Origin of the sequence: Leptolyngbya sp. PL-A3 (genome assembly GCF_039962325.1) — a bacterium.
Lineage (GTDB): Bacteria > Cyanobacteriota > Cyanobacteriia > Elainellales > Elainellaceae > Vacuolonema.
On sequence record NZ_JAMPLB010000034.1, the window covers coordinates 72237 to 83667 of the forward strand.

The following is an 11431-nucleotide window of genomic DNA, read 5'->3' on the forward strand; positions in this document are numbered from 1 at the left end:
ACCTTCTGGCAAGAGATTTAGCAGAATGAGGATGGCAAGCCTTTTACTGATTTACAGCACTCTGTGCTTGAATCAGCCACGGTTGTTTTTGTGGGAGCCGCGCTCCGCGCGGCTCCCACAAAAACAACCAGGTTTTAAGCGTTTGAAAAGCGCTGTATTTCGGCTGAACGAGTCACACAAAAATCGGTGTTGCTGAGAGCTATAAAATAGTTAGCATGCTCTGATCGAGGCAATTGCAACGCTCTCATTACTCCACACAGGGTAATGGGTTTGCCTAGACCCAGACAAGCGTTTACGGCAAACATGTCCTTGACCTCAAGGATCCTTACAAAAATAACTTGTATAACTTTTATGGGAGCGTGCGGCGGAGCCGCACGCTCCCATAAAAGTTACAGGTTTTAATCTTGTAAAAATCCTAAGTACGTCAAACCCAGCTCGTCCATAATTTAGCTTTTGGCTGAAGACTGTTGTAGCCCTTGCTATATCATTGTCTTCTCTATTGTCTGTATTTCTAGACCCGCACGGTTTAGTTCACCTTCTAACCAGGCTAGCTCTGCCCATAGGGCGATCGCCCGAGCGGCTTTTTCCACTTCTGTTCTTTTGAGTATTCGAGCACCCTTCTTTTGGGTTGCGACATCAACAAACCACCGTAAGCGGGTATAACGCTTTGCTGCACTGAGATCTTGATAGGAATCCAGCCAACATTCACGATAGGTATGACCGCCAATATTAGCGAGTTCTGTCTTAATGATGGCGATCGTTTCCGAAAGGCACCATTCCTGCTTACGTAATTCTTGAATGACTTCCATAGCTAGTTGTTATTTCGATGGATAAAGTGCCATAGCCATAAGCCTTAAGAGAATAAAGGTACTTACGGTTAAGTGTCTGTTGTTTCTAATGCAATAATTCTAAGTGATGAATGTGAAGAACTTGTGTTGAAAGGCTTCTTGGCTCCGGGGTACGTTCTGCTTCTCATGTTTAACATGTATTTTTCTGTCGATTTAAGCTGCATTAGACAGAACCCAGTCCATGGATCCAGGGCCAGTTCCCCATAAGCAGCTCAGCTTCTGTGGTTCTGTCGGTTGAGATCTAAATCAACAAAAGTGCTCAAGTTCCATGTTGCAGCAGAGCGCGATCGCCCCCTAGACCTCATCCAGATGCTCCTTGGCAAGTACTTCTACTACGAATTCAGCAGCAATAAACCTAAGGAGATTTCCAGATAAGAACTTCCCCAATATTTGGAAAAAAGGCGCGGCGAAGTCGCGCCTTTTTTCCAAATATTGGGGATATTGTTTCTCAGAAATCTCCTTATACCAAACTTTAGTTAAAAACTCGCTTAAGTGCGGGAATACGCGACAACACAAAGTAGTCCAGCAGAAGGACAACCACCAGCGAAAGGCCAACTAGGGGAAATGCTAGTCCCAGCACTGCAACGATCGCCAATGGAACCCGCCAATTTTGTACATAGGGTGGCATAGCAGGAGCACCAATAAGCCCAGGTTCTTGAGGACGACGTTGCCACCACATCACGGCTCCCGTAATCGAGAGCAACATCACAATCAAAGCTGCGAGCAGCATCAGCAATTGGTTTGCCCATCCAAAATATTTTCCCATGTGAATCGCAGCTCCCATTTCGACAGCTTTGGGAAGTAGACCATAATCTTTCCATCGGACGTCTGCCAGCACTTTGCCACTGTATTGATCAATGTGCATTGTCACTTCCTGAGTTGGGTCACCCGGGAAAGCCGAAACTGTGTATACCCCTGTTTCTCCTTCCGGTAACGTCACACTGAAGCCAGGAGGTGCACCCTTCTCTTGAGCTAAGGCAATAACAGAGTTGAGATCTACGGTCGTACCAGGGATAACGCCCGCTTGAGTAGGAGCAGAACCGGCCTCTCCGTGATTGCCGTGGTTACTGTGACCAGCATCTGTCGATTGCGGCATGGGTAGCTGTTCTACAGCCCAAGGCACTACTTGCCCTCGCTGGTTCAGTGAGCCGGTCAATACGGTTGATTGGGGCACGTCATCCCACATTTGAGCGGGAAACTTTCCATATACATTGGCAAAAGTTTCTCCCCAAAAGCCCGTCCAGGGTAAGCCCGTGAGGATCAGAAACCCGATCAAGAGAATGCCATAAAAGCCAGGAACAGCATGCAAATCTCTCCAGAATACTCGCTTGTTCTGGCTCCAAAGACGGGGAATTAAAGTGCCTAAAACTGAGAATTTGTTCCGTGGCAGCCACAAGTAAAGTCCTGAAATCAACAGCACTAGCCCCCAGCAAGCAGCCAACTCGACCAGATAATCCCCCAACTTGCCGATCAATAACTCACCGTGAATCTTGCGGGTGATCGCCTGAAGGTTATTATCTTCATCTCGGCTGCCTAACACTTGGCCTGTATGAGGATCGACAAAGACCATCAAGTTGCGTTCATCTGTCGTCGTTACCAATACTTCACTGCTGCGATCGACTGCAATGTTAGGTGTAACTTGAGTGACAGTCGCACCAGGATATATCTTCTGAACGGAATGCACCTGTTCTGTATAGGACAGAGTGTTAGCTCCAGGTTGCACAAACATCAAGTTGTGATACATGGCAGTATCAAGCTGAGGCTTAAACAGGTAGATAATGCCTGTTATTGCCAAAATGAGCATGAAGGGAATGACAAATAAACCAGCATAGAAGTGCCAGCGCCATACGGTTCGGTAAAACCGATGACCAGGAGATTGGACAGTTGATGTTTGATTAAAAGCGGTTGCTGACTTACTCATATTGATTGCCTTTTGTCAAAAACAGAGGCGTGATGACTATGCCCCACACCTGAATACGTTGTCAAAAGACAACCTGTCAAAGTTTTACAAACCTTTAGGTTGCAGAAACTCAAGCAAAGGCTGAAGGAGGTATTCGCATCGGTTCTAGGGACGGTTCATCCTACGTGGAGAAGAATAGATCCTGTCGGCAGTGTAAACTGATTTCAATTTTGGATTCCCATTACCCATGTCGCCTCTGCCAGACCACCGCCCTAAGCAGCTCTCATTGGGTCCACTCGAAAGCGAGATCCTGGAAATCCTTTGGGAGTTTGGGTCAGCAACCGTTAAGGAAATTCACGATCGCATCCTGTCTGACCCCGATCGCGAACTTGCCCAAGCCTCTGTTACAACAGTCTTAAATCGTCTAGCGCAGAAAGGTTGGGTCATGTGCCATAAACAGGAAAAAGCCTTCCAGTGGCAACCCCAAATCTCTCAAGAAGAAGCTAGGGCTCTACAATCCCATGCCCAACTGAATCAGTTTCTCGCAGTGAGCAATCCTGACGTGGTTGCAGCATTTGCAGATAGCCTGGATACAGGTAGTTTAGAACAACTGGAGGCGATCGCGGATCGGATTCGAGCTCTGCGGCAAAACAGGGAGAAGCAATAATGCATTTAAGCATCATGCTCATAGCCGTGGCGATCGCAGGACTGACCCGGCTTTGTTGGTTCCGCTCTCCAGGTACGTGGGCTAACCGTTGGCAACGAACTTTAGGAGCGTTTCTTTTGCCGCCTCTTCTGTTGCTAACGACGAGTATGATTGTCCTCGGCATGGGGCATCATGGCACAATGCTGCAATATCCTGTTGGATGGATGGGATGCCACATTGCTTTAGGATTTTTTGTAATTGCAGGGGTATCGCTTGCCTTCCTGTTTGGACAACAATGGCAAGCGATTCAACAAGTCCGATCGCTACAATCAACCATCATCTTAGGTAGAACAGGGCGAGTCTTAGAAATTCACAATCTATTTGCAGCTCAAGTCGGTCTCTGGAAATCAGAGTTAGTCGTTAGCCGGGGCTTGCTGCAATCTTTGAGTGAGAACCAAATAGAAGCCGTTATGAGCCATGAAGAAGCGCACTGGTATTACCATGATACTTTCTTCTTCTTCTGGCTAAATTGGATTCGGCAATTCACCTTTTGGCTCCCTAAAACGGAATTGCTTTGGCAAGAACTACTACTGTTACGAGAGCTTCGCGCAGATGGTTGGGCAGCCCAGCGGGTCGATCCTCTGACATTAGCAGAAACCTTGTTGTTTGTTGTGCGAGCTACTTCTACTCCTCATTATCACTGCGCTGCATTCTATGACACAACTCCTGTCACTCGATTAGAAGAACGAATTGACTTTCTTCTCAGCCAATCAGAAATTAATCAAAGCCAGTGTCAACTTTGGGTTTGGTTACTTCCGATCGCCTTGCCTATATTGACAGTACCACTTCATGGATAATTGAATTGCCGATAGCAAGATTACAGTTGAAAAGGCATTGAATAAGCTTTATACGATTAGCAATAGTTCACATCAGGGCGATGTCTATTGCAATGCCGGTTACCGTAGTTAGTTGACCATCCTTTCAAAAAAAGCTACATTTCAAGACAAATCGATTCAATAAATTTTGATGCAAAAGCCTACTGCACTACCATCAAGCTCTATTGTTGCAGGGTTTCACGCACTCTCTGATCCCCTACGAATTCAAGTCATCGAGCTACTAAGAGATCAGGAACTCTGTGTTTGCGATCTCTGTGAGAAGCTAGGGGTCACACAGTCAAAGCTCTCCTTCCACCTAAAAAACTTGAAAGCAGCAGAATTAGTTCGCTCCAGGCAGGAGGGGCGGTGGATTTACTACAGCTTGAACCTTTCCCAGTTTGTTGTCCTGGAGCAGTATCTATCAGAGTTTCGCCGATTCAGCCCTATCTTGCCTGCCCGTCCCTGCGGCGACTGAAGTTAAACATCAATTTTATTAATACTTCATGTGTTCTACTTGACTTGTCAAATCAATTTATTTTGAAATGATAAAGCTAAATACCCCTTAAAGTTGGATGAGAGGTGTGGACTTATGGTTGCACCCTGTTGAGAAACGGTGTGTAGATTGCGATCGCTCTAGAAGAAGCCTGGATTGGTAGAGTTTTTGGAATATTCCTCAACAATACCTCCTGGCTCATACTGGAGGCTGGTTTCCTCCTGCCGCACAAAACCTACGAGGCTGTGCAGAAGCACTTGTTGAAGAGAGGCTCCGAGCCTGCCTCTGGGTAAATTACGGCAATGCAAGAAGAGTTTTCAGTTTTATATCTTCACGTCAGAACAAGTTATGGCGATTCGAGTTGGCATTAATGGCTTTGGCAGAATGGGACGGCTGACACTCCGGGTAGCCTGGGGCTGGCCGGAATTAGAGTTTGTCCACATCAACGAAGTCAAAGGGGAAACCGAGGCTGCCGCTCACCTACTGAAGTTTGATTCAGTCCATGGCCGGTGGTATCCAGAAGTTGAGTCGAAGGGTGATCGCATCTGGATCGATAACAAGTCCCTGAGCTTTAGCGAGTATCACACTCCTGGCGAGATACCCTGGGATGAATTAGGGGTTGACTTAGTATTGGAGTGTTCTGGCAAGTTCAGAACGATTGAAACCCTTGACCCGTACTTCAAGCGGGGGGTACAGAAGGTAATTGTGGCCGCCCCGGTTAAGGAGCAAGCGTTGAATATTGTGATGGGGATTAATGATCATCTCTATCATCCTGAGCAGCATCACCTATTAACGGCTGCGTCCTGCACTACGAACTGTTTGGCTCCTGTCGTCAAGGTTATCCATGAAGGTCTGGGTATTCGGCACGGGGTCATCACAACCATTCACGACAACACCAATACTCAAACGATTGTCGATGCACCCCACAAAGACCTGCGACGGGCGCGGGCTACCAGCTTGTCACTGATTCCCACTACGACGGGTTCTGCAACAGCGATCGCCCTCATTTATCCCGAATTGAAGGGGAAGCTCAATGGCTTGGCAGTGCGAGTGCCTCTCCTCAATGCCTCGTTAACAGATTGTGTCTTTGAAATTACTCAACCCACTACGGTTGAAGAGGTGAATACTCTCCTGAAAGCGGCGGCTGATGGCCCACTTAAGGGCATTTTGGGCTATGAGGAGCGCCCCCTTGTGTCGGTTGACTATAAGGATGATCCTCGTTCTTCTATCATTGATGCCCTTTCAACGATGGTGGTGAATGACACCCAGGTGAAAATTCTGGCCTGGTATGACAACGAGTGGGGCTACGTAAACCGCATGGCCGAACTGGCGAAAAAAGTTGCTCTAAGCCTCAAACCGTAAGGAGTTCAAATCCATGGGTGCAGCGACAACCGCCTCTAATGCCAATCTCAAAAATTACATGCTGGTGACGCTCGCCTATTGGGGCTTTACGCTCACCGATGGCGCACTGCGAATGTTGGTGCTGCTGTATTTTAACGAGATTGGCTACACCCCTCTGCAAATTGCATTTCTGTTCCTCTTTTATGAGGCATTTGGTATTGTTACTAACTTTCTGGGAGGTTGGATTGGTTCCCAGATGGGTTTGAAGCTCACACTCTATGCAGGAATTGGGCTACAGGTATTTGCACTACTCATGCTGTCATTCCTGAACCGGGATTGGGTGCAGTGGATGGCGATCGCCTACGTTATGACAGCCCAGGCTTTTTCCGGTATTGCCAAAGACCTCACCAAGATGAGTTCTAAGAGTGCCATTCGTCTAGTGGTGCCTCAGGACGCACAATCCTCCCTGTTCAAGTGGGTAGCTGTCCTTACAGGCTCGAAGAATGCCCTCAAGGGCGTGGGCTTTTTCATGGGGGCAGCGCTACTGGCGACTGTGGGCTTTGTGAATTCGCTGTGGATGATGGCAGCGGGTCTCTTTTTAGTGATGCTGACAGGCTTTTTCCTGCCCGGAGGTATGGGCAAGATTAAAGCGAAGGTCAAGTTCACCCAACTGTTTTCTAAAAGCCCTGAGATTAACGTCCTCTCGGCAGCACGATTCTTCCTATTTGGATCCAGAGATGTCTGGTTTGTGGTGGGTTTACCTGTATTTCTCCGCAGCATTTTAGGGTGGTCATTCTTTGAGGCGGGTGGATTTCTGGCGTGTTGGGTGATTGGTTATGGAGCCGTTCAATTTCTAGCCCCCACGTTGTTAAATCGGTTTAATGGTGGGCAACCGCCCCAGTCTAAAACAATTCAGTTCTGGACCTTTACCCTAACGACCGTGCCAGCGGCGATCGCCGTTGCCCTTCAAGCTGGGCTTCCAGCCGCTCAGGTCATCATTGTAGGATTGGCTGTCTTTGGCATCGTATTTGCCTTCAACTCAGCCGTTCACTCCTACCTGGTATTAGCCTTTACGGACGATGACAAAGTGGCACTGAACGTCGGGTTCTATTACATGGCAAATTCCGGTGGACGATTGGTTGGCACGGTGCTGTCGGGCTTGGTTTATCAACTTTCGGGGCTAGTGGGATGTTTAGGGGTGTCTACCCTATTTGTGTTGGCCGCAGGCATTATTTCCCTGAAGTTGCCCGATCCACAGCCGTCGAAGGCGATCGCCTGAAAATCCGGGGATGGCGATTAGCAACTTAATGCGTTTTGTGTTTGGGTGCATCCCACTTACAAAAGCGGGTTTCCAAATCTGCAAAAGTGGGATGCACCCCTGTGTTTCCATACAAAAGAGGTTTGCGATGACTACCTTCAAAACCCATGTTGCCCTCCGAGTGACAGATGTTGAAAAAGAGGAAGCAGCACAAATTATTAAGAGTTAGGGCTTACGCACGTCTGCTGAGCGTTTTCCCCATTTCCGAACCAATTCAGCCGCAACTTCCACCATGGGAAGCTCGAAGGTTGCAATGTAATCGGTCCATTGCTGGGAGAACTCCTCCTGTTGCAATTGGAGTAAAAGGCCATCTGCATCCGTTGAGGCAGCCAGAATTTCTAGTAGAGTACTCTGAAAGTGCGCTAAATCTTTTGTCATCGTCGCCTTTGGTGAACGATTTGCTGAATACGCTGGAAATCCTGTCGCCACTGCTGTTGTTCCGTCTCAGTTGAAAGGGTATGCCCCAGACGCTCGAAAATTACGGCTTCAACATGGGAACAATGTTGGAGTGCGATCGCCAGTAACTCGAATACCATTTCTGGAACAGGCCCGTCGTGGGTATCCCGTCGAATCATAGAATCACTCGATGCACTTTTGCTCCAGGAACCGCCAGAAATGTGGAGTTCCCGAACCCGATGGAGTGGGTAGCGCTTGAGTAATGCTTCTGGTGATTGCTGAAAGTTGTGAATTTGGCAATACAAATTGTGCAGATCCAGCACCAGAAAACCTTGAACATGGGCCAGCAGTTGATCGAGGAAAGTTCCTTGCTCTTCAACATCTCGCTGCCCAAATGCAAAAGCCAGGTTTTCTAAGCCAATAGGAACCTTTGCCGCCGCTGCTAAACAATTGAGGCGATCGCACCCTAAACGCAATGTGTCGGCTGTCAGCGGCAGGGGCAGCGGGGCACTCTGGACAAAGTTGCCCGCCGCCATCCAACCAAAATGCTCAGAGATGTGACGATAGCGATACCGTTTGCACTCCTCCTGCAGGTTCTTCAGCCATTGATCTTGGGCTTCTTCCCATTGAGCTGAGAGTAAAGAATAGGTGACTCCATGTCCCAGCAGGCGATCGCGCTGGCTATAAAACTCCAGCAGATGGGTGACCCAATCCGGTAAATCTGCTTCCCACCCCATATCAAAGCTCCACTCCAAAACCTGCACGGCTCCCGCTTCAAATAGTGGTTGTGAAGCCTGGAAAAAATCAGGTGTAGGCATCAGCGAGAGCCCTATCCACGGTGCCGGGCGCGATCGCTTGAACATCAACCCATACCACAGGCAATACAGGGAGCATTATCCTTCTGCTGAGAAGATATGGGTGTTACAGGCTGATCAGGCGTTGCATCACTCACTTGAGAAGTCGTTGCCTCTCCTCTATTAACTGACTGCTTAAAGTTCACCATCAAATCGGCAGACTGTACCTGTCCGCCAATACCCGACACCAGAGTGCTACCAATACCAAGCAGGGCGATCGCAATGTGTTTCATATTGCTTCCTGAAGAATAGTGAACGTTGAATTAAATCTATCAGGTTGCTTCCTGGCTATCCGATATGGTTTCAAAAGTTGAAACCGAAGTTTGATAGCACTTTTCCTGGTGTGGGGTTCTAATAAAAGGTGCAAGATATGAGCAGCACTCTATGGCTATAGGGTGGCAACCTATAGTCAGGTAATCCCATATTTTTCTAATATGGGAGAAATCATAGCTTGCAGAAACTGCTTCATATAGATACTAATTTCTTGGGGAAAGGCCTGAAATTCTTCGCTTGTACTCGGCGCAAAACGGACACCGTGTTGGTTGGCTAAGGTTTGCGCCGCTATCTGACACTGATTGAGATATGCCCGTGCCAAACTGCGTCCAGGACACCAAACTTCGTACTTGCCGGGAAGTGTTTTCCCTGAGTCATCCTTACGATAGCAATCATGAAGATCTACGAAGGCTAAAGTTTTAGGTTGTGACACTTTTTTGTTGGTTAAAACCCCATCAAGCAGATCAGCACCATAGATACGCATTAGGTCACGAAATCCTTCACCGCCTGCCACACGGAAAATAGCATCCAAAATCGCGGCATCTTCCGGTTTAGCATTCAGGTACTCGTTGAGTAGAGCCTCAGTACTTCCCAACATCGCCAGAACGAAGTAAGGCGCAGTGGTGTGAACATAATGATGAGTAACTCTATCTGCGAATGAACAGGTTGCATATTTGCCGACAATAAAGCCCGTGAGTGATGTTAGGGTTTCATCGATATAACGCTCCTGTTCCTCAGTAAATGAAGACTCTACAGCACAGTTTTTAGCACCGCCCAGGAATGCGTAAGCCTTGACACCATACTTACGAACATACATTGAAGTAACATCTGCTCGTTCGTAACCTCCTCGTTCAACAGCATTTTTATTAAATTTCTGCCGAATATCGTGAAACAGCGTATATGTATACTGTAGCCGCGCATGAATCGCGTCTGGGGGGAGTGCGTTTTTCATATCACTTAAGTTTTACCCGTCTGGCATTGTTTGAATTCAGCCTCTTTCAGGACTACAGTAAGAACTGTTTATCCTCCTACAGTGGTAACAAAAGAGATATCGAAGGACAAGTATCAGTTGGCCATGTTTCGAACGCGTGAATGGAACGTGGTGAAAGGGGTACTTCGTGCCTTTTTCACCACATCCCATCCACACGCTTAGAACTCTACCCCAACGGTACCTAAGGAGATTTCTGAGAAACAATATCCCCATTATTTGGAAAAAAGGCGCGGCTTCGCCGCGCCTTTTTTCCAAATAATGGGGAAGTTCTTATCTGGAAATCTCCTAAGTCGAGCGTTCGAACGTGGGTTAGCGAGGCGATCGCCAAAATGCGGGCAAATGGAGATGAGGCAGCAGAAGGTGAGACAGCATCTTGATTAGTATAAATATTTACACTATTACCCTTATCAGAACGAGCCTACTTATAGGATTCAGAATGAATGGCGTTGCAGGACTGTTAAGGAGAAGGCTATCCAGACTAAAAACCTTATTTTTTCTCTCTTGAGAAGTAGAAGAAGGTGTATCCGAAAGCAGAGTGATACTCAGTATTTCAACTGATTTGATGGAACTAATTCACCTCCTCGTGCTTCCCTATGACTACTTTCGAGACGATTAGAAAAATTGCGGCCAGCATTGGTTATCAACTTCTTCAAAATGATGCCAGTACGAAAGAAGAGTATGTGCTTAGGCAAGAGCGATCGCGTTGGCCAGATGGAATCTTCCAATCCCTCGATGAGGTTGTTGTTTATCTGATGGCTCAAAGTCAAAAGACTTGACAGGCTCACAAATAATCTCGATTTGGTTCCGATAGCCCGCAATCAGCAACAAAAAAGCGCCCCCGAAGGAGCGCTTTTTTGTTAGGTAGCTCAGGATTAACCGTTGATAGCAGGAGCGGTCAGAGCGACAGGAGCAGCCTCACCAGCAGCCAGGTCGAGGGGGAAGTTGTGAGCGTTGCGCTCGTGCATCACTTCCATACCCAGGTTCGCGCGGTTCAGAATGTCCGCCCAGGTGTTCACTACCCGACCCTGAGAATCCAGAATCGATTGGTTGAAGTTGAACCCGTTCAGGTTGAACGCCATCGTGCTGATACCCAGCGCGGTGAACCAGATACCTACTACAGGCCATGCACCCAAGAAGAAGTGCAGTGCGCGAGAGTTGTTGAAGGATGCGTATTGGAAAATCAGACGACCGAAGTAACCGTGGGCTGCCACGATGTTGTAGGTCTCTTCTTCTTGTCCAAACTTGTAACCGTAGTTCTGAGACTCGGTCTCGGTGGTCTCACGCACCAGAGAAGAGGTCACCAGAGAACCGTGCATCGCAGAGAAAAGAGAACCACCGAACACACCCGCTACGCCCAGCATGTGGAAGGGGTGCATCAGAATATTGTGCTCTGCCTGGAACACGAACATGAAGTTGAAGGTACCCGAGATACCCAAGGGCATCCCGTCAGAGAAGGAACCTTGACCGATGGGGTAGATCAGGAATACAGCAGTTGC

Annotated in this window: 12 protein-coding genes and 1 pseudogene; 6 read left to right on the forward strand and 7 right to left on the reverse strand. The window is 47.8% G+C overall.

What is annotated here, in order from left to right; genetic code table 11:
- Positions 1–479: 479 nt before the first annotated feature.
- Entirely contained in the window at positions 480–809 is a 330-nt protein-coding gene (locus NDI52_RS22280; RefSeq protein ID WP_190774518.1) for a hypothetical protein, read from the reverse strand.
- Between the two features lie 511 nt (positions 810–1320).
- A complete protein-coding gene (locus NDI52_RS22285) occupies positions 1321–2769 on the reverse strand; it encodes a PepSY domain-containing protein (protein WP_190774519.1) in 1449 nt (482 codons plus the stop codon).
- A 226-nt stretch (positions 2770–2995) separates the two neighbouring features.
- Between NDI52_RS22285 and NDI52_RS22290 the strand changes: the two genes are divergently transcribed.
- The 5 genes from NDI52_RS22290 to arsJ all read left to right on the forward strand — a co-directional run bounded on the left by NDI52_RS22290 (position 2996) and on the right by arsJ (position 7382).
- The gene (locus NDI52_RS22290; protein ID WP_190774520.1) at positions 2996–3415 is read left to right on the forward strand and encodes a BlaI/MecI/CopY family transcriptional regulator; all 420 of its coding nucleotides are present in this window, start codon (positions 2996–2998) and stop codon (positions 3413–3415) included.
- Complete coding sequence (locus NDI52_RS22295) at positions 3415–4251, forward strand: M56 family metallopeptidase (protein ID WP_190774521.1); 837 nt, start codon at positions 3415–3417, stop codon at positions 4249–4251. Before NDI52_RS22290 ends, NDI52_RS22295 begins: the two co-directional genes overlap by 1 nt.
- A 169-nt stretch (positions 4252–4420) precedes the next feature.
- Positions 4421–4744, forward strand: a complete 324-nt coding sequence (locus NDI52_RS22300; RefSeq protein WP_190774522.1) for a metalloregulator ArsR/SmtB family transcription factor — start codon at positions 4421–4423, stop codon at positions 4742–4744.
- 366 nt (positions 4745–5110) lie between these two features.
- Positions 5111–6124 (forward strand): ArsJ-associated glyceraldehyde-3-phosphate dehydrogenase, encoded by a 1014-nt coding sequence (locus tag NDI52_RS22305; RefSeq protein ID WP_190774523.1) that lies wholly within the window; start codon positions 5111–5113, stop codon positions 6122–6124.
- 13 nt (positions 6125–6137) lie between these two features.
- Positions 6138–7382, forward strand: coding sequence for an organoarsenical effux MFS transporter ArsJ (gene arsJ, locus NDI52_RS22310; RefSeq protein WP_190774524.1), 1245 nt, complete (start codon positions 6138–6140; stop codon positions 7380–7382).
- 204 nt (positions 7383–7586) lie between these two features.
- Here arsJ and NDI52_RS22315 read toward each other — a convergent pair whose 3' ends face one another.
- From NDI52_RS22315 to NDI52_RS22330, 4 genes are all read right to left on the reverse strand, one after another.
- Positions 7587–7799, reverse strand: coding sequence for a hypothetical protein (locus NDI52_RS22315; protein WP_190774525.1), 213 nt, complete (start codon positions 7797–7799; stop codon positions 7587–7589).
- Entirely contained in the window at positions 7796–8635 is an 840-nt protein-coding gene (locus NDI52_RS22320) for a DUF692 family multinuclear iron-containing protein (protein ID WP_190774526.1), read from the reverse strand. Before NDI52_RS22320 ends, NDI52_RS22315 begins: the two co-directional genes overlap by 4 nt.
- A 44-nt stretch (positions 8636–8679) precedes the next feature.
- Positions 8680–8904, reverse strand: coding sequence for a hypothetical protein (locus tag NDI52_RS22325; protein WP_190774527.1), 225 nt, complete (start codon positions 8902–8904; stop codon positions 8680–8682).
- 176 nt (positions 8905–9080) lie between these two features.
- Entirely contained in the window at positions 9081–9896 is an 816-nt protein-coding gene (locus NDI52_RS22330; RefSeq protein ID WP_190774528.1) for a hypothetical protein, read from the reverse strand.
- Between the two features lie 632 nt (positions 9897–10528).
- Between NDI52_RS22330 and NDI52_RS22335 the strand changes: the two genes are divergently transcribed.
- The gene (locus NDI52_RS22335; protein ID WP_190774529.1) at positions 10529–10711 is read left to right on the forward strand and encodes a hypothetical protein; all 183 of its coding nucleotides are present in this window, start codon (positions 10529–10531) and stop codon (positions 10709–10711) included.
- Positions 10712–10807: 96 nt separating this feature from the next.
- On the opposite strand, the pseudogene NDI52_RS22340 reads toward NDI52_RS22335, so the two are convergent.
- Positions 10808–11431, reverse strand: a pseudogene (locus tag NDI52_RS22340) (photosystem II q(b) protein); the annotation flags it as partial.

Excerpts from the sequence above, each read along its gene's own strand:
- NDI52_RS22335 (WP_190774529.1), top strand. The coding sequence starts at position 10,529 with ATGACTACTTTCGAGACGATTAGAAAAATTGCGGCCAGCATTGGTTAT.
- NDI52_RS22300 (WP_190774522.1), top strand. The coding sequence starts at position 4,421 with ATGCAAAAGCCTACTGCACTACCATCAAGCTCTATTGTTGCAGGGTTT.
- NDI52_RS22280 (WP_190774518.1), bottom strand. The coding sequence starts at position 809 with ATGGAAGTCATTCAAGAATTACGTAAGCAGGAATGGTGCCTTTCGGAA.
- NDI52_RS22330 (WP_190774528.1), bottom strand. The coding sequence starts at position 9,896 with ATGAAAAACGCACTCCCCCCAGACGCGATTCATGCGCGGCTACAGTAT.
- NDI52_RS22325 (WP_190774527.1), bottom strand. The coding sequence starts at position 8,904 with ATGAAACACATTGCGATCGCCCTGCTTGGTATTGGTAGCACTCTGGTG.
- NDI52_RS22305 (WP_190774523.1), top strand. The coding sequence starts at position 5,111 with ATGGCGATTCGAGTTGGCATTAATGGCTTTGGCAGAATGGGACGGCTG.
- NDI52_RS22315 (WP_190774525.1), bottom strand. The coding sequence starts at position 7,799 with ATGACAAAAGATTTAGCGCACTTTCAGAGTACTCTACTAGAAATTCTG.
- arsJ (WP_190774524.1), top strand. The coding sequence starts at position 6,138 with ATGGGTGCAGCGACAACCGCCTCTAATGCCAATCTCAAAAATTACATG.
- NDI52_RS22285 (WP_190774519.1), bottom strand. The coding sequence starts at position 2,769 with ATGAGTAAGTCAGCAACCGCTTTTAATCAAACATCAACTGTCCAATCT.
- NDI52_RS22295 (WP_190774521.1), top strand. The coding sequence starts at position 3,415 with ATGCATTTAAGCATCATGCTCATAGCCGTGGCGATCGCAGGACTGACC.
- NDI52_RS22320 (WP_190774526.1), bottom strand. The coding sequence starts at position 8,635 with ATGCCTACACCTGATTTTTTCCAGGCTTCACAACCACTATTTGAAGCG.
- NDI52_RS22290 (WP_190774520.1), top strand. The coding sequence starts at position 2,996 with ATGTCGCCTCTGCCAGACCACCGCCCTAAGCAGCTCTCATTGGGTCCA.